The organism is Palleronia pontilimi, from assembly GCF_016412875.1.
In the GTDB taxonomy this organism is placed as follows: domain Bacteria; phylum Pseudomonadota; class Alphaproteobacteria; order Rhodobacterales; family Rhodobacteraceae; genus Palleronia; species Palleronia pontilimi.
Genome location: NZ_JAEKPD010000008.1, coordinates 119,215 through 136,639 on the forward strand (window position 1 = coordinate 119,215; position 17,425 = coordinate 136,639).

A 17,425-nucleotide genomic window follows, 5' to 3' on the forward strand; every position below is an offset into this window, starting at 1 on the left:
GCCATGCAATGGGACACGATCAAACAGAACTGGTCCGCCTTCATCGCGCCGATCATGCAGCGCTGGGAGAAGACCGAGGAAAACGACCTGCTGACGCTGGACGGCAATCGCGATCGGTTCGAGGCCTACCTGGTCGAACGCGAGGGCCTGTCGGAAACCGATGCGCGCGACCAGGTCAACGACTGGATGCAGGGCGCGGCACCGGCCGACGTGGTGATGGATGAAAGCCGCGACGGCGAGAACATCCGCGCGTCCGCGGCCCATATCGGCGTGGGCGAAGACGTCTATGCCGACGACAAGGATTTCGGCGACGACAACAAGACCGAGCGCCCCATCGGCCGCAATACCTGATGCGGGCGGCGCGACGCTGGCCGCGTCGGGTTTTTCGAGTATTTGAAGAACAGTGATGGGGAAACGGCGCGCGCGATTTGCGGCGGCGCGCCGGTCTGGGTAAGTCTGTGCCATGAGCCTGCCACCCTGCCCCGCCCCCTTCAACATGGCTGCCCACGTCCTGCAGCACGCCCGGACCGCGCCCGACAAGATCGCGCTGGAAGTGCTGGGCGACGCGCCCGAGCGCTGGACCTACGCGGCGCTCGCGCGCGCAGTGGGCGGCGTCGCGTCGGGCCTGCTGGAGATGGGTCTGCGCCCCGGCGACCGCGTCGTGATCCGGTTGGGCCATTCGGTCGATGTGCCGCTGGTGCACCTGGCCGCGCTGGCGGTCGACCTGGTGCCGATCCCGGTATCGTCCCAACTGACCGCAGCTGAACTGACGCCGATGGCCCGCCACGTCGCCCCCGCACTGGTGGTGCAGGATCCCGCGCTGGCCGCCCCGGATATCGCGGCGCCGGTCGTGGGACCGGACAGGCTGGCCGCGTGGCGCTCGCTGCCGCCTGCCGCCTTCGCCATGGGCGATCCGGATCGGCCCGGCTATATCGTGTTCACCTCTGGGACGACGAAGACGCCGCGCGCGGTGCTGCATGCCCACCGCGCGGTCTGGGCGCGCCAGGCGATGATCCGCGACTGGGCCGACATGCGTGCCACGGACCGGGTGCTGCATGCCGGTGCCTTCAACTGGACCTACACCATGGGCACCGGCCTGATGGATCCCTGGACGGTCGGCGCAACGGCCCTGATCGCCGCACCCCCGGCGCGGCCCGACGCGCTGGGGGTGCTTCTGTCCGCGGCGCGCGCCACGATTTTCGCCGCGGCACCGGGGGTTTACCGGCAGATGTTGCGGCACCCGGTGCCGGAACTGCCGGACCTGCGCCACGGGCTCTGCGCGGGCGAGAAGCTGACCGAGCCGCTGCGCGACGCGTGGCGGGCGGCCACCGGGACCGACCTGCACGAGGCGTTCGGCCAGTCCGAGTGCTCGACCTTCATCTCGGGCGCGCCGCATGGTCCCGCCCCGCCGGACACGCTGGGGCGCGCCCAAGGCGGACGCGCCGTCGCGGTGCTGGGGCTCGACGGGCCGCTGTCGGCCGACACGCCCGGGGAACTGGCGATCCGTGCGGACGATCCGGGCCTGATGCTGGGCTATCTGGGAGATCCCGCCGCCACCGCCGAGCGCCATCGCGACGGCTGGTTTCTGACCGGCGACCGGGGCCAGATCGACCGGGACGGCTGGGTGCGCTACCTGGGCCGGATGGACGATTTGCTGAACGCGGGCGGCTTTCGGGTCTCCCCGCTGGAGATCGAAGCCGTGGCCGAAAGTTTCCCGGACTTGCGCGAAGCGGCGGCGATCACGCGCGAGGTCCGCGCGGGCGTCAGCGTGATTGCCCTCTGCTACGCAGCCGACCGCGCGCTGGACGAAACGGCGCTGGCGCGCCATTGCGAAGCCCGGCTGGCGCGTTACAAACAGCCGAGGGTCTTCGAGCGCGTCGACGCCCTGCCGCGCAGCGCGAACGGCAAGTTGATGCGCCGTGCCTTGGCCAAGACTGATGAGGATCGCCCATGATCAAGCTCGATATCCTGTCGGACCCGATCTGTCCATGGTGCTATATCGGCAAGGCCAACCTGGATCGCGTCCTGCAAGAGCGACCCGGCCATCCCTTCGACATCGAGTGGCATCCGTTCCAGCTGAACCCCGACATGCCCGAAGGCGGGATGGACCGGCGGGACTACCTGGAGGCGAAATTCGGCGGGCGCGAGGGCGCCGTGAAGGCCTATGCCCCGGTCGTCGAGGCAGCGCAGGCCGCGGGGCTGGACATTGCCTTCGACAAGATCGCGGTGACGCCCAACACGCTGTCGGCCCATTGCATGATCCACTGGGCGGGGCTCGAGGGGCGGCAGATGGCGATGGTGGCGGCACTGTTCCACGCCTATTTCATCGCCGGTCAGGATATCGGTTCGCGCGACGTGTTGCTCGGGCTGGCGGGCGATGTGGGCCTGGATCGCGGGTTCATCGAACGGCTGATGGACAGCGGCGCGGATCGCGACGAGATCGCGGCGCGCGACGCCCATGCCCGCGCACGCGGCGTGACCGGCGTGCCGACCTTCATCATCGCGAACCAACACGCCGTGCCGGGTGCGCAGCCACCCGAGCTTTGGAACCGGGTGCTCGACGACCTGGAGCGCCAGGCGGCCGAGGCGCCCGAGTGAGGGGCGGCGTCGACTGGGGGCTCTGCCCCCGTCCTTCGGACTTCCCCCGAGGTATTTCCGGACAGGTGAAGCAGGGGTTCTGCGCGCGATGGTGACGTGGCTTCTGGTGTCGCTGGGCGCGTCGGCGTTGTGGGGCGTGGTGCTGTTCGTGTCCGATCGCGGCATCGCGCAGATCTGGCCGCCCGCCGAGGGCAATATATGGACCGGCGCGGCGGCCTGGCTGCTGACCATCGCGATCTATATGGGCCTGATCCGCACGGCGACGGCCGACTGGAACGCGCTGGATCTGCCGGGTTGGTTGCGCTGGGGGATCGGCGGCGTGGGCCTGAGCATCGCGGCCACCTGGGTGCAGGGGCGCGGCATCACCGACCTGGGCCTGAAGGGCACCAGCGGCTGGGACGTGGGCGTGGTGACGACGGGGGCCTACGCGCATCGGCGCCATCCGCAATATGCAGGCCAGGTTCTGTCGCTTCTGGGCCTGGCGCTGCTGGGCGGGTCGGCCTGGGCGGGACTGGCGGCCGTGGCGGGCAGCGCGGCGCTTGTCTATGCCAGCGTGGTCGAGGATCGCCACATGGCGCGCACCCATCCCGGCTTTGCCGATTACGCGGACCGGGTCAGGTTCTTCTGATGCGCCTTGGCCCGAGCCGCCAGCCCGGACGGGTCGAGTTCGTGGCCATGGTGGCGGTCCTGTTCTCGACCATCGCGTTCTCGATCGACGCGATGCTGCCGGCCCTGCCCCAGATCGCCGAGCGGCTGTCCCCCGACGAGCCCAATCGCGCGCAGCTGGTCGTCACGTCTTTCATCTTCGGGATGGGGGTCGGCACGTTGCTGGCCGGGCCAATTTCGGACACAGTCGGACGCAAGGCGGCGATCCTCGGGGGGCTGGCGATCTACGGCTTCGGGGCGGTGCTTGCCGTCCAGGCCCAAAGTCTCGAGACGCTGATGGCGGCACGGGTGGTCCAGGGCCTGGGTGCGGCCGGTCCGCGGATCGTGAGCCAGGCCATGATCCGGGACCGCTACGAAGGCCGCGAGATGGCGCAGATCATGTCCTTCGTCATGATGATCTTCATTCTGGTGCCCGCCATGAGCCCCGCGGCGGGCAGTTTCGTGATCGACCTGGCGGGCTGGCGCGCGATCTTCTGGAGCTTCGTGCTGTTCGGATTGATCGGCGGCACCTGGCTGGCACTGCGACAGCCAGAAACGCTGCCGTCCGAGGCGCGGTTCCCGTTGCGCCTGGGCGTGGTCTGGCTGGCGTTGAAAGAGACCCTGTCGCGCGCGGATGTGCGGATCTACATCGCGGTGCTGACGCTGGGAACGGGACAGATGTTCGCGCTGATCAGTTCGGTCCAGCCCGTCTATGACCAGGCGCTGGGCCTGGCGGACAGCTTCCAGTGGTGGTTCATGGCCACCGCCATCCTGGCGGGAACCGGCACGATCGTGAACGCGGCCCTGGTGATGCGACTGGGAATGCGGCGGCTGGCCATCACGGCCTACGCGGCGCAGGCTCTGATCTCGGCGGCGCTGATCCTGGCGCACCTTCTGGACCTGGTGCCCGAGGGCGCGGCGCTGCCGTTCTTCTTTGCGTGGTCGGTGTCGGTGTTCTTCATGGTGGGACTGACCTTCGGCAATCTCAACTCGCTGGCGCTGCAGCCCCTGGGCCATATCGCGGGCACGGCCGCGTCGGTGATCGGGGCGATTTCGACCGTGCTGGGTGTCCTTATCGCGGTGCCGATCGGGCTGGCCTTCGACGGAACGCCGCTGCCGCTGGTGATCGGCACGGGCGTCTGCTCGGCGCTGGCCTTCCTGTTGATGCGGCGCACCGTGGAGGAGTGAACGGCGACGGCGGCCGCCTGGGATGCCGTCCGTGTCGCCGTCCCTGGTCGGGCAGACTAGAACACACGCACCACCGGGTGGGAGCACCTCGCCAGGTTGGGTGGGGCCAAACCAGCCCGATCAGGTCTTCTGCGGCCGGTCCTTGCCCACGTCCAGCGCACGGCGCATGTCCTGGGCGATGGCGAAGGCGCCCTTGATCTTGTCGCTGTCTTTCTTCCAGTCGCGGCGCACCACGATCTTGTTGTCGCGCACCTTGGCCAGCCCGTCCTGGTCGTTGATGAACTTCACCAGGCCTTCGGGATTGGCGAACTTGTCGTTGTGGAACTGGATCGTGGCCCCCTTGGGCCCGGCATCCAGCTTGGCGATGCCCGCGCGCTTGCACTCGGCCTTGATGCGCACGACCAGAAGCAGGGTGTTCACTTCCTTGGGCAGCTTGCCGAAACGGTCGATGAGCTCGGCAGCGAAGCCTTCGAGCTCGACCTTCGTGGTCAGATCCGACAGGCGGCGGTAAAGCCCCAGCCGCACGTCCAGGTCCGGGACGTAGGCCTCGGGGATCAGGACGGCGACGCCCAAGTTGATCTGGGGCGACCAGTCGCCCACGTCGCCCAAGCCGTCGATGCCTTCCAGCTCGCCCGATTTCAGCTTGGCGATCGCTTCTTCCAGCATGGATTGGTAGAGCTCGTAGCCGACTTCCTTGATCTGGCCGGACTGTTCCTCGCCCACCAGGTTTCCGGCGCCGCGAATGTCGAGGTCCTGGCTTGCCAGCGTGAAGCCCGCACCCAGCGAATCCAGGGACCCTAACACGCGCAGCCGCTTTTCGGCGGTGGCGGTCAGCTTGGCGCGGGGCTTGGTGGTCAGATACGCGTAGGCCCGCGTCTTGGCGCGCCCCACGCGCCCCCGGATCTGGTAGAGCTGGGCCAGCCCGAACATGTCGGCGCGGTGGATCACCATGGTGTTGGCGGTCGGGATATCGAGACCCGATTCGACGATGGTCGTCGCCAGCAGCACGTCATAGGCGCCGTCGTAGAAGGCGTTCATCCGGTCGTCGAGCTCGCCCGCCGCCATCTGTCCGTTGGCGACGAGATAGGTCACCTCGGGCACCTCGGTCTTCAGGAACTCTTCCATCTCGGGAAGGTCCTTGATGCGGGGCACAACGAAGAAACTTTGCCCGCCGCGGTAATGCTCGCGCAGCAGCGCCTCGCGGATGGTCAGCGCGTCGAATTCGCTGACATAGGTGCGGATCGCCAGTCGGTCGACGGGCGGCGTGCCGATGATCGACAGATCGCGCACGCCGGTCAGCGACAGCTGCAGGGTGCGCGGGATCGGCGTGGCGGTCAGGGTCAGCACGTGCACATCGCTGCGCAGCTGCTTCAGCCGTTCCTTGTGGTTCACGCCGAAATGCTGCTCTTCGTCGATGACCAGCAGCCCGAGGTTCTTGAACTTCACCGATTTCGCCAGCAGCGCGTGGGTGCCGATCACGATATCGCACTGGCCGCTTGCCATCCGTTCGCGGGCAAGGTCGCTGTCCTTCTTCGACACGAAACGGCTGAGCTGGCGCACCTCGACCGGGAAGCCGCGGAAGCGTTCGCTGAAGGACTTGTAGTGCTGGCGTGCCAGCAGTGTCGTCGGCGCGATCACCGCGACCTGGGTGCCCGACATGGCGGCGATGAAGGCGGCGCGCATGGCGACTTCGGTCTTGCCGAAGCCCACGTCGCCGACGATCAGCCGGTCCATGGGCGTGCCAGACGCCATGTCTGCCATCACGTCCTCGATGGCGCGCATCTGGTCCTCGGTCTCGTCATAGGGGAAGCGAGCGCTGAAATCTTCCCACGCGTGGTCGGGCGGGTCGAGGACCGGGGCCTTGCGCAGCAGACGCTCGGCCGCCACGCGGATCAGCCGGTCCGCGATCTCGCGGATGCGTTCCTTCAGGCGCGCCTTCTTGGCCTGCCACGCGCCGCCGCCCAGCTTGTCGAGCAATCCTTCCTCGTGGCCGTAGCGGCTGAGCAGCTCGATATTCTCGACCGGCAGGTAAAGCCGCGCGCCCTCGGCGTATTCCAGGTGGATGCATTCGTGGGCCGCGCCCAGGGCCTGCACGATCTCGAGCCCGTGGTAGCGCCCCACGCCGTGATCCACATGCACGACCAGATCGCCCGGCGACAGCGATTGCGCCTCGGTCAGGAAATTCTCGGCCCGCCGCTTTTTCGGCGATTTGCGGATCAGGCGGTCGCCCAGCACGTCCTGCTCGCTGATGACCGTCAGCCGCGCATCGCCATGGGGCCCTTCGAAGCCGTGCTCGAGCCCCCAGACGGCCAGGAACAGGCCGCCCTTGCCGTCCGGCACGTCGCGGAAATCGCTGATCTCGGTCATGCCCGACAGATCCTCGTCCTCGAGCAGCCCGCTCAGCCGTTCGCGCGCCCCTTCGGAATAGGACGCGACGACGACCTGCCCGACTTTGCGCTTTGCCTCGATATGGTCTGCCAAGGCGCCGAAAAGGCTGACGTTTTCCTGCTGACGCTCGGGCGCGAAGTTGCGGCCGATGCGCCCGCCTGCATCCACCACGCCCGGCCCGCTGGCCTGCGGCAGCGGATGGAACCGCAAGGTGCGATGGCCGGATGTCGCTGCCTCCCACGCGGAATCATCCATGTACAAAAGGCCCGGCGGCGCGGGCTTGTAGACCGAGTCGACCCGCCCCTTCTTGGTCATCGCATCGTGGCGATTGTCATAGGCGTCGGTGACCATTTCCCAGCGCGCCAGCCGCGCGGGCGTCACCTGGTCGTCCAGGCAGATGGTGGCGTCGGGCAGGTAGTCGAAGATGGTTTCCAGATCGTCCTGGAAGAAACCCAGCCAATGCTCGATGCCCGCGTGTTTCTTGCCCGCGCTCACGGCCTCGTAGAGCGGATCGTCGGTGCCCGCGGCGCCGAACTCGATCCGGTAGGCCTGGCGGAAGCGGGTGATCGCGGATTCGTCCAGGATGACCTCGCTGACCGGGGCCAGCTCGACCTGGTCCAGCTTGTCGGTGGTGCGCTGCGTTGCGGGGTCGAACCGCCGCGCGCCGTCCAGCGTGTCGCCGAAGAGATCCAGCCGCACCGGCCCGCCCTCGCCCGGGGGCCAGACGTCGATGATGCCGCCGCGGATCGCGTAGTCGCCCGGCTCCATCACCGTGGGCGCCTGGGTGAAGCCCATCCGCACGAAGAACGTCCGCAGCGCGTCCTCGTCGATGCGCTTGCCGACCTGGGCGATGAACGCCGCGTCCTTCAGCGTCGCCTTGGCCGGGATCCGCTGGGTCGCGGCGTTGACAGTCGTCAACAGCACGAATCGCTTGGGCATCCCGTGGGCGAGTGCCGCCAGCGTGGCCATCCGCTGGGCCGAAATGTCGGCATTGGGCGATGTCCGGTCGTAGGGCAGGCAATCCCAGGCCGGGAAGGTGAAGACCGGCAGGCCCGGATCGTAGAATGCCAGCGCCTGCTGCAGCGCGGCCAGCCGCTTGTCGTCGCGCGCCACGTGGACCAGGTGGCCGTCGGATTTGCGCAATTCGCGCAGGATCAGGGCGGCGTCGAAGCCTTCCGGCGCGCCGCCCATGGTGATGTAGGTCTGTTCTGCCATGGGGCAGTCACCTATGGGCTGGGCGGGCGGTGTCAATCGCCCACATGCGCGCGGGCCACACCTGTGAATAATTATCCGGGTTTTCCCGTCCCTGCCCCCTTGCCAGAACCCGCTTTGCATTGCATATGCCCGCCCAAGACGCCAACGCACGCGCCTCTGTCGGGGACACACCCTCACGCAGCGACGGTAACGTCTCCGTTGTCACTTTCGGGGGTCATCCTCCCCCGGGTTCACTGGAGATGCTCCCATGACCGCCCTTGCCGACGACCGCGTTCTGCGCGGCCACCCTTCCGTCACCCTGAAACTGGACGCGGCGATCGCCGCCACCACGTTCGACCGTCCGACCCTGGTGCTGGACCTGGACGTGGTCGAACAGAATTTCGCCGCCCTGCAGCGCGGCCTCGGCGACGCGTCCATCCACTACGCGGTGAAAGCCAATCCGGCGCCGCAGGTCATCGAGCGCCTGGCGACCCTGGGGTGCCATTTCGACGCCGCGTCCCGTGGCGAGATCGAGCTCTGCCTGAGCATGGGTGCGCGCCCCGAGCATGTGAGCTTCGGCAACACCATCAAGCGTGCAACTGACATCGCCTTCGCGTACCGGGCGGGCATCACCCATTTCGCCGCCGACGCCGAGGAAGAGCTGCACAAGCTGGCCGAGCACGCGCCGGGCGCGTCGGTCTATCTGCGCGTCATCGTCGAGCCCAACGGCGCCGACTGGCCGCTGACCCGCAAGTTCGGCTGCGCCCCTGCCCGTGTGCTGACCCTTCTGGGCGTTGCGCGCGACCTGGGGCTCGACCCCGTCGGGCTGTCGTTCCACGTGGGCTCGCAGACCCGCCACGCGACCATGTGGTCGCACACGCTGGACCAGGTGGCGGCCGTCTGGGCGCAGGCACAGGATGCGGGCTTCGGCCTGTCGCTGCTGAACATCGGCGGCGGCTTCCCGGCCTTCCACGGCGACGCGGTCGATCCGCTGGAGGCCTATGCCACGGACGTCATGGCGCAGGTCCGCGCGCGCTTCGGCGACGTGGCGGTCATGGCCGAGCCGGGCCGCGCCATGGTGGCCGATGCCGGCGCCATCGCCGCCGAGGTGCTGCTGGTCAGCCGCAAGAGCGACGACGATCTGCACCGCTGGGTGTACCTGGACGTGGGCCGCTTCTCGGGCCTGGCCGAAACCGAGGGCGAGGCGATCCGCTACCAGTTCGAGACCGCCCGCGACGAGGACGAAACGGGCCCCTGCATCCTGGCCGGTCCGTCCTGCGATTCGGTCGACGTGCTCTACGAAAAGCGGCCCGTGTCGCTGCCGGTCAGCCTGCGCGCGGGCGACCGGGTCGTGATCCGCAATTGCGGCGCCTACACGTCGAGCTATTCGTCGGTCGGCTTCAACGGCTTCCCGCCGCTGGACGTGATGGTGATCTGATCCGGCCGACGGCACCGGAATTTTCGAAAATTCCGTGACGATTTCTTCAAAGAAATCGCGGTCGCGCGGCGTCTAGCGCCGCGCGACGCGCCAGATCGTGTTGCCCACGTCATCCGCGACCAGCAAGGCGCCATCGCGCGCGACCTCAACGCCGACGGGGCGGCCCAGGGCATTGCCGCCGACATCGAGAAATCCGGTCAGGATGTCGCGCGGCTGGCCGTTCGGCTGCCCCGCGCGGAAGGGCACGAAGACCACCGAATAGCCCGATGGCGGCTTGCGGTTCCACGACCCGTGAAGCCCGACATAGGCCCCCGCGCCATGTCCCAGCCGCGCACCGTCCGCGAAGCTCAGTCCAAGGGGCGCGACATGCGCCCCGAGCGCGTAGTCGGGCCGTTTCGCGGCGCTTGGCGCACCGGCCTGGTCGACGCGGGGGTCGCGGTTGTCGCCGTAATAGATCCAGGGCCAGCCGTAATCGTCGCCGCGACGCACCCGGGTCAGGTAGTCGGGCACCAGGTTGTCGCCCAGCTCGTCACGCTCGTTGACCACGGTCCAGAGCGCGCCCGTCGCGGGCTCGATATCCATGCCCACGGGATTGCGCAGACCCCGGCCGAAAATCCGCGCGCTTCCCGTGGCCGGGTCGATCTCCCATATCGCGGCGCGGTTCTGCTCGGCCTCGAGGCTGTTCTCGGCGTGGTCGGAGTTCGAGCCGACCGAGACGTAAAGCCGGTCGTCCCGGGCGATCAGTCCCTTGGTCCAGTGCCGATTGGGCGCATTCGCGCGCAGGCGCGCGACAATTTCGGGCGGGGATTCTATCCTCGTCTGTCCGGGTCGGAACGGCACCTTCACAAGCGCGTCCGTGTTCGCGATGAACAGATGATTGCCCATCAGCGCCATGCCGAAGGGCGAGGTCAGGTCGTCGATCAGGATCGTCCGGCCCTCGGCCACGCCGTCGCCATCGGCGTCGCGCAGAAGGCTGATGCGATCGGCGCTGGGCGTCTCGGCGCCCGCTATTCCCATGACGATCCGCTCGGCAAGGCCCCGCAGGCCCTTGGGCGCGCTGGGTTGCTTGTTGGATTCGGCCACTAGCACGTCGCCATTGGGCAGGACGTGCATCCAGCGGGGATGATCAAGACCCTGGTAGAAGGCGTTGACGGCAAGACCGGGTGCGGCGACCGGCGTGCGCCCCTCGGGCCAGCCGCGCGCGGGCGCGATGTCGACCGTGGGCAGCAAGGTCTGGCGGGGGGCGGGCAATTGCGGGTTTGGGCCGGTCACCGTCTCGATCGGCGCGGGCGGCGGACCGCCGCAGGCCACCAGGGCGACAAGGCCAATCGTTGCTGCGAACCTGATGGGCATGACGTCTTCCTTAGCACTTGGGGATGTCCAACTGTGCCCAGCGGAAACGAAAAAGGCCAGCGCGATGGCTGGCCTTCCCCGATGCTGTTTCTTCGGCGGGACTTAGCGCTTCGAGAACTGGAAGCTCTTGCGGGCTTTCGCCTTGCCGTATTTCTTGCGCTCGACCACGCGGCTGTCGCGGGTCAGGAAACCGGCGGCCTTCAGCGCGCCGCGCAAGCTGGGATCGTAGAGCTGCAGCGCCTTGCTGACACCGTGCTTCACGGCGCCGGCCTGGCCCGACAGACCGCCACCCTTGACGGTGGCCATGACGTCGAACTGGCCTTCGACGCCGGCAACGCTGAAGGGCTGCTTCAGGATCATCTGCAGAACGGGACGCGCGAAATAGGTGTTCACGTCCTTGCCGTTCACGACGACCTTGCCCGAGCCCGGCTTGATCCAGACGCGGGCGACCGCGTCCTTGCGCTTGCCAGTGGCATAGGAGCGGCCCAGCTCGTCGCGGACGGGCTCGCGCGGGGCTTCCATCTCGATTTCGGCCGAGGTGCCTGCAACGGCCTGGTTCAGCTCTTCGAGCGAGGTGACTTCTTCAGCCATTACTTGGTCTCCCGCGTGTTCTTCGAATTCATCGCCTTGATGTCGATGATCTCGGGGTTCTGGGCGTCGTGCCCGTGCTGCTCGCCCGCATAGACGCGCAGGTTTGTCATCTGCTGACGGCTCAGCGGGCCGCCGGGCAGCATCCGCTTCACGGCTTGCATGACCACGCGCTCGGGGTGCTTGCCTTCCAAGATCTGGCCGGTGGTGCGCGACTTGATGCCGCCGGGATAGCCGGTGTGCCAGTAGTTCGGCTTGTCGCGCTTCTTGCCGGTCAGCTGGATCTTGTCGGCGTTGATGACGATGATGTTGTCGCCCATGTCCATATGGGGCGTGAAGGACGGCTTGTGCTTGCCGCGCAGGCGCATGGCGATGATCGACGCAAGACGGCCCAGAACGACGCCCTCGGCGTCGATCAGGAACCACTTCTTGTCGATATCCGCCGGGGTAGCGGTGAAGGTTTTCATATCGTGTCCTGTAGATTTCGTGGAACAGGCCGCAGCGCGTCCTGTCCCTGATCCGGAATGGCGCGGTTCTATGGGAGGGGCGCGGCGCAGTCAATGGCGTGCTTCGCCGTTTTATCCATTTAAGACAGAGGCTTGCAAATAAGGTATATCAATACCCCAAGTTTGACGGAGATTTTTCGCCACCCAGTTCTAAGACGTAGCGGCGCATATCGCCCATTGCTCAATCTTTGTGAACATTGCCCCTTGCGCGCGGGCTCCATGGGCTTTAGGTGGCGGCTCACAAGCGGGGACGATCCCAACTTCAGGCGACGCTTTTCGATACGACCTGGGGGGGCGCTAAGGACCCACGGATTCAATCTACTGGCTGAAAGGGGCACTCCATGGACGGAGCCAACCTCTTCCAACTGGGGACTGGTCTGGAGACAGGCGCCCAAACGGAAGATTCCACCGTTCGCGATATCTTTGCGGACGATCGCGACGATCACTTCATTCGTGACGACGAGGGCCGCGTGTTCGCGGGCCGCCACCTGATTATCGAGGTGGTGAACGGTCACGGTCTGGACGACGAAGCCCGCATCCAGCAGGCGTTCCGCGACTGCGTGACGACCTGCGGCGCGACGCTGCTGCACATCCACACCCACAAGTTCTCGCCCCAGGGCGTCAGCGGCGTGGCGGTGCTGGCCGAAAGCCACATCTCGGTCCACACCTGGCCCGAGATCGGCTACGGCGCCTTCGACGTGTTCATGTGCGGCGACGCCCGGCCCTGGCTGGCGGTCGACGTGCTGAAGCAGGCCTTCGGCACGCCCGACGTGCGCGTCAAGGAGCTGCTGCGCGGCGACGGGGTCGTTAACGAAGTGGTCGCGGCCTGACATCCGCGCGGGAGGGGCCTTTCAAGGCCCTTCCCGAACGCGCTTGCAAGCGCGTTCGCCGCCCGGGGGGCATGGCATGGCGATGATCCTGACCTTCGGCTTCGACGCGGCCAGCTTCGCCCGGCTGGCGCCCTTGCGCGAGCGGTATTTCCCGGCCGCGCGCAACTTCATCCCGGCGCACGTCACCCTGTTCCAGCAGCTGCCCGACGACCATCAGTCGCGCATCCTTGCGGATCTTGCGCAGGCGGGGCGTACCCCCGCCCTGCCCTTCAGGGCCACGGGTATCCTAGATTTCGGCGGCGGTGCCGCGGTGGACCTGGATTGTCCCGACGGTGTCGCGTTGCAGCAATCCTTGCGCCGCGGCTGGGCCGATATCCTGACCGACAGCGACGACCGCAAGCGCAAGCTGCACGTCACCGTTCAGAACAAGGTGGAGCGCGAGACCGCGAAATCGACTCAGGCGGCGTTGCGCGCCGGGTTCACGCCGTGGGAGGGGCTTCTGGACCGGCTGATCCTGTGGCATTACCGCGGCGGACCGTGGGAACGGATCGCGACGATACCGCTAGGGGGATCCCGATGACCGACATGACCGGATGGAGCGTCGAGCGGCTGCACGCCGATTACGCGCAGGCCCTGAAGGAGGATCGCGTCCTTTACGACAGCAAGACCGATCACCAAAGGCTGCGGGTTATCGAGAACGGCACGTTCGGCCGGGTCCTGACGCTGGACGGCGTGGTGCAGGTGACCGAGCGGGACAACTTCATCTACCACGAGATGCTGACCCATGTGCCGCTGTTTGCCCACGGTGCCGCGCGGCGGGTGCTGATCATCGGCGGCGGCGACGGGGGCATGGCGCGCGAGGCGCTGCGCCATCCGCTGGACCAGGTGACCATGGTCGAGATCGACTCGGGCGTGGTGGATTTTTCGAAGGAATATCTGCCGTCGATCAGCGCGGGGGCCTTCGACGATCCGCGGCTGGATCTGCAGATCGCAGACGGGGCCGAGTTCATCAAGGCGACCGCGGGCGGCTATGACGTCATCATCGTCGACAGCACCGACCCGGTGGGTCCGGGCGAAGTGCTGTTCACCGATCACTTCTACGGCCACGCCAAGCGCGCGCTGGCGCCGGACGGCATCCTTGTGACCCAGAACGGCGTCCCTTTCATGCAGGGGTCCGAACTGGCGGGCACGATCCGGGCGTTCCGCAGCCTGTTCGCGGACGCCTCGTGCTACCTGGCCGGTGTGCCGACCTATGCCGGCGGCCCCATGGCCTTCGGCTGGGGCAGCGATGGCGACGCGCGGCAGGTGACGCTGCCGGTCCTGCAGGCCCGCGTCGCGGCCAGCGGGCTGGAGTTCGGGTATTACACGCCCGAAGTTCACCTGGCCGCCTTTGCCCTGCCCGGCTACGTCCAGGCGCTGCTGCGCGACTGAGGATCGTCTTCGGCGGCCACCGCCGGACAGGCAGGCCTAGTTGACGGTGAATTCGCCGACCTGGTTGCGCCACTGTCCCGGCGCGATCAGCTTTCTGTGGATGAAGCTGACCGAGTGCAGCGGTCCCTCGATCTCGCGCTGCCAGAATTCCACGAATTCGAACAGCTTCGGATAGTCCGGCGCCAGGTCGTATTCCTGCCAGACATAGGTATTCAACACGTGGCGATAATCCGGCATCCGGTAAAGGAATTCCGCCGTCGTCAGCCCGTATCCCTGCAACATCAATTCCGTTTCGTTCACGGCACGATCTCCTGCTCGGAGTGCTCCCCCTTCGGCAAGCCTGCCCGAAAAAGATTAAAGATCAAAGAAAACAGTTTGTTATCACACGGGCGGCATGGCTGCCGGGCCGTTGGGACAGCAAGCATTGCACCCCATATCCATGTGCTGATATAGTCCCGACAACAATATCTAGAGCAGCCGCGCAGGAAGGGATCCTCCCGTGACCGACCGCACCGATCCCCCCGAAAACATTGAAGAAACCGGCCCCGAGGGGCCGGAGCACAGGGGCCCGTCGATCGACATCGTCGACGAGATGCAGACGTCCTTCCTGGACTATGCCATGTCGGTCATCGTCAGCCGTGCGATCCCGGACCTGCGCGACGGCCTGAAGCCCGTGCACCGGCGCATCCTGTTCGCCATGCACGAAACCGGCAACACCCACGACAAGCCCTACCGCAAGTCGGCGCGGCCGGTGGGCGACGTGATGGGCCAGTATCACCCGCATGGAGACAGCGCGATCTACGAGGCGCTGGTGCGCATGGCGCAGGATTTTTCCATGTCGCTGCCGCTTCTGGACGGCCAGGGCAATTTCGGGTCCATGGACGGCGATAACGCCGCGGCCATGCGCTATACCGAAGTGCGGATGGACAAGCCCGCCAAGTTCCTTCTGGCCGATATCGAGAAGGACACCGTCGATTTCCAGGACAATTACGACGGCAAGCAGCAAGAACCCACCGTTCTGCCCGCGCGCTTTCCGAACATGCTGGTCAACGGCGCGGGCGGCATCGCCGTGGGCATGGCCACCAACATCCCGCCGCACAACCTGGGCGAAGTGGTCGACGCCACGCTGGCGCTGATCGACGACCCGGACCTGAGCACCGAGCGGCTGCTCGAGATCGTGCCGGGCCCGGACTTCCCCACCGGTGGCATCATGCTGGGACGGTCGGGCGCGCGGAAGGCGTATCTTGAGGGGCGCGGCAGCGTGATCCTGCGCGCCAAGACCCGGATCGAAGAGATCCGGAAAGACCGCTATGCCATTGTTCTGGATGAAATCCCCTATCAGGTGAACAAGGCGACCCTGGTCGAGCGCATCGCCGATCTTGCCAAGGAAAAGAAGCTGGAAGGCATCTCGGCCGTTCAGGACGAATCCGACCGGGTGGGCGTCCGCGTGGTGGTCGAGCTGAAGAAGGACGCCACCGCCGAGGTGGTGCTGAACCAGCTGTTTCGCTTCACGCCCATGCAGACCAGCTTCGGCTGCAACATGCTGGCGCTGCACGGTGGCCGCCCCGAGCAGCTGACGCTGCGCGATTTCCTGACCCATTTCATCACCTTCCGCGAGGAAGTTGTTGCCCGCCGCACCGCGCACGACCTGCGCAAGGCGCGCGAGCGGAGCCACGTGCTTTGCGGTTATGCCGTGGCGGTTTCCAACGTGGACGAAGTGGTGGCGACCATCCGCGCCTCGGCCGATGCGCCCGAAGCGCGCGTCAAGCTGATGGAGCGGCGCTGGCCCGCCGCCGAAATTGCCCCCTTCATCCGGCTGATCGACGATCCCGGCCACACGATGAACGACGACGGCACCTACAACCTGTCGGAAACCCAGGCCCGCGCCATCCTGGAGCTGCGGCTGCAGCGCCTGACGCAGCTGGGCGTGAAGGAAGTCACCGACGAGTTGGAAGAGCTGGCGGGCAAGATCAAGGATTTCCTGGATATCCTGCGGTCGCGCGAACGGATCATGGAGATCATCTCTAACGAGCTGAAAGAGGTGCGCGACCAGTTCGCCGTGCCGCGCCGCACCGAGATCGTCGACTGGTCCGGCGACATGGAAGACGAGGACCTGATCGAGCGCGAGGACATGGTCGTCACCGTGACCCAGTCAGGCTGGATCAAGCGCACCGCGCTGGCCGATTTCCGCGCCCAGCGGCGGGGCGGCAAGGGTGTCTCGGGCGGCACCATGAAGGACGACGACGTGGTCACGACCCTGTTCGTCGCCAATACCCACACGCAGCTTTTGTTCTTCACCACCGACGGCATGGCCTACAAGCTGAAGACCTGGCGCCTGCCGCTGGGCGGGCGTACGTCGAAAGGCAAGGCGATCGTCAACATCCTGCCCATCCCGGCGGGTGTCAGCATCGCCGCGATCATGCCGGTGGACCGGGACGAGGCGGATTGGGACGAGCTGCAGATCGTGTTCGCGACCAGCGCGGGCACCGTGCGGCGCAATAAGCTCAGCGATTTCACCAACGTGAACCGCGCGGGCAAGATCGCCATGAAGTTCGAGGATGAGAACGCGGATTTGCGCCTGATCAACGCGCGCATCGCGTCGCCCGACGATGACGTGATGCTGGTCACGGCCATGGGCCGCGCGATCCGGTTCCCGTCGACGGATGTGCGCGTGTTCAACTCGCGCAGCTCATTGGGCGTCCGGGGCATCCGGCTGGCCAAGGGCGACGAGGTGGTGTCCATGGCCGTGATCCGCCATTTCGAAGCGACCCCGGCCGAGCGCACGACCTACCTGAAGATGCGCCGCGCCATGGCGGGGCTTGGCGACGATGCCGAGCTCGAGGTGGACGAGGACGAGACCACCGACGAGGCGCAGGATTTCAGCCAGGAACGCTACGCCGAGATGTCGGCGGCCGAGGATCTGATCCTGACCATCACCGCGGGTGGGTCGGGCAAGCTGTCGTCGTCCCATGACTACCCGGTGCGCGGCCGCGGCGGACAGGGCGTCATGGCGATGGACAAGGCCATGCGCGGCGGCAAGCTGGTGGCGAGCTTCCCGGTGGAGATGGACGACCAGATCATGCTGGCGACGTCCACGGGCCAGTCGATCCGCGTGCCGGTCGACGGCATCAGCTTCCGCTCGCGCGGGGCCGGCGGCGTGAAGGTCTTCGACACCGGCAAGGGCGAAGAGGTCGTCAGCGTCGCGTGGATCGCCGACCAGGGCGAACAGGATCTGGACGAGGCGGGCGACGACTGATCGCCCGCGC

General features: G+C 66.9%; 15 protein-coding genes. 10 read left to right on the forward strand and 5 right to left on the reverse strand.

Features of this window, described 5'->3' with window-relative positions:
- Positions 1-3 precede the first annotated feature (3 nt).
- The 5 genes from ILP92_RS09435 to ILP92_RS09455 all read left to right on the forward strand — a co-directional run bounded on the left by ILP92_RS09435 (position 4) and on the right by ILP92_RS09455 (position 4,431).
- Positions 4-351 carry a CsbD family protein gene (locus tag ILP92_RS09435; RefSeq protein WP_198916136.1) on the forward strand — a complete coding sequence of 116 codons (348 nt, stop codon included), beginning with the start codon at positions 4-6 and terminating at the stop codon, positions 349-351.
- A gap of 112 nt (positions 352-463) precedes the next feature.
- The gene (locus ILP92_RS09440; RefSeq protein WP_198916137.1) at positions 464-1,954 is read left to right on the forward strand and encodes a class I adenylate-forming enzyme family protein; all 1,491 of its coding nucleotides are present in this window, start codon (positions 464-466) and stop codon (positions 1,952-1,954) included.
- Positions 1,951-2,598 carry a DsbA family oxidoreductase gene (locus ILP92_RS09445; RefSeq protein WP_198916138.1) on the forward strand — a complete coding sequence of 216 codons (648 nt, stop codon included), beginning with the start codon at positions 1,951-1,953 and terminating at the stop codon, positions 2,596-2,598. Before ILP92_RS09440 ends, ILP92_RS09445 begins: the two co-directional genes overlap by 4 nt.
- An 88-nt stretch (positions 2,599-2,686) precedes the next feature.
- Positions 2,687-3,226 (forward strand): methyltransferase family protein, encoded by a 540-nt coding sequence (locus ILP92_RS09450; protein ID WP_198916139.1) that lies wholly within the window; start codon positions 2,687-2,689, stop codon positions 3,224-3,226.
- The gene (locus ILP92_RS09455; protein WP_198916140.1) at positions 3,226-4,431 is read left to right on the forward strand and encodes a multidrug effflux MFS transporter; all 1,206 of its coding nucleotides are present in this window, start codon (positions 3,226-3,228) and stop codon (positions 4,429-4,431) included. Before ILP92_RS09450 ends, ILP92_RS09455 begins: the two co-directional genes overlap by 1 nt.
- 120 nt (positions 4,432-4,551) lie before the next feature.
- Here ILP92_RS09455 and mfd read toward each other — a convergent pair whose 3' ends face one another.
- Complete coding sequence (gene mfd, locus ILP92_RS09460; RefSeq protein WP_198916141.1) at positions 4,552-8,034, reverse strand: transcription-repair coupling factor; 3,483 nt, start codon at positions 8,032-8,034, stop codon at positions 4,552-4,554.
- 247 nt (positions 8,035-8,281) lie between these two features.
- Between mfd and ILP92_RS09465 the strand changes: the two genes are divergently transcribed.
- Positions 8,282-9,451, forward strand: coding sequence for a type III PLP-dependent enzyme (locus tag ILP92_RS09465; protein ID WP_198916142.1), 1,170 nt, complete (start codon positions 8,282-8,284; stop codon positions 9,449-9,451).
- 72 nt (positions 9,452-9,523) lie between these two features.
- Here ILP92_RS09465 and ILP92_RS09470 read toward each other — a convergent pair whose 3' ends face one another.
- The 3 genes from ILP92_RS09470 to rplM all read right to left on the reverse strand — a co-directional run bounded on the left by ILP92_RS09470 (position 9,524) and on the right by rplM (position 11,859).
- Positions 9,524-10,804: a PQQ-dependent sugar dehydrogenase gene (locus ILP92_RS09470; RefSeq protein WP_214650008.1), complete on the reverse strand. Its 1,281-nt coding sequence runs from the start codon at positions 10,802-10,804 to the stop codon at positions 9,524-9,526.
- A 102-nt stretch (positions 10,805-10,906) separates the two neighbouring features.
- Positions 10,907-11,395: a 30S ribosomal protein S9 gene (gene rpsI, locus ILP92_RS09475; RefSeq protein WP_198916143.1), complete on the reverse strand. Its 489-nt coding sequence runs from the start codon at positions 11,393-11,395 to the stop codon at positions 10,907-10,909.
- The gene (gene rplM / locus ILP92_RS09480) at positions 11,395-11,859 is read right to left on the reverse strand and encodes a 50S ribosomal protein L13 (protein WP_198916144.1); all 465 of its coding nucleotides are present in this window, start codon (positions 11,857-11,859) and stop codon (positions 11,395-11,397) included. Before rplM ends, rpsI begins: the two co-directional genes overlap by 1 nt.
- Before the next feature lie 380 nt (positions 11,860-12,239).
- Between rplM and speD the strand changes: the two genes are divergently transcribed.
- The 3 genes from speD (at position 12,240) to speE (ending at position 14,159) form a co-directional block, all read left to right on the forward strand.
- The gene (speD, locus tag ILP92_RS09485) at positions 12,240-12,728 is read left to right on the forward strand and encodes an adenosylmethionine decarboxylase (protein ID WP_198916145.1); all 489 of its coding nucleotides are present in this window, start codon (positions 12,240-12,242) and stop codon (positions 12,726-12,728) included.
- 76 nt (positions 12,729-12,804) lie between these two features.
- The gene (locus ILP92_RS09490; protein WP_198916146.1) at positions 12,805-13,308 is read left to right on the forward strand and encodes a 2'-5' RNA ligase family protein; all 504 of its coding nucleotides are present in this window, start codon (positions 12,805-12,807) and stop codon (positions 13,306-13,308) included.
- Positions 13,305-14,159, forward strand: a complete 855-nt coding sequence (speE, locus tag ILP92_RS09495) for a polyamine aminopropyltransferase (RefSeq protein WP_198916147.1) — start codon at positions 13,305-13,307, stop codon at positions 14,157-14,159. The genes ILP92_RS09490 and speE overlap by 4 nt, the downstream gene beginning before the upstream one ends.
- A 36-nt stretch (positions 14,160-14,195) precedes the next feature.
- On the opposite strand, the gene ILP92_RS09500 is transcribed toward speE, so the two are convergent.
- Positions 14,196-14,441, reverse strand: coding sequence for an usg protein (locus ILP92_RS09500; protein ID WP_198916280.1), 246 nt, complete (start codon positions 14,439-14,441; stop codon positions 14,196-14,198).
- 217 nt (positions 14,442-14,658) lie between these two features.
- On the opposite strand from ILP92_RS09500, the gene gyrA reads away from it, so the two are divergent.
- Entirely contained in the window at positions 14,659-17,415 is a 2,757-nt protein-coding gene (gyrA, locus tag ILP92_RS09505; protein WP_198916148.1) for a DNA gyrase subunit A, read from the forward strand.
- Positions 17,416-17,425: the final 10 nt, after the last annotated feature.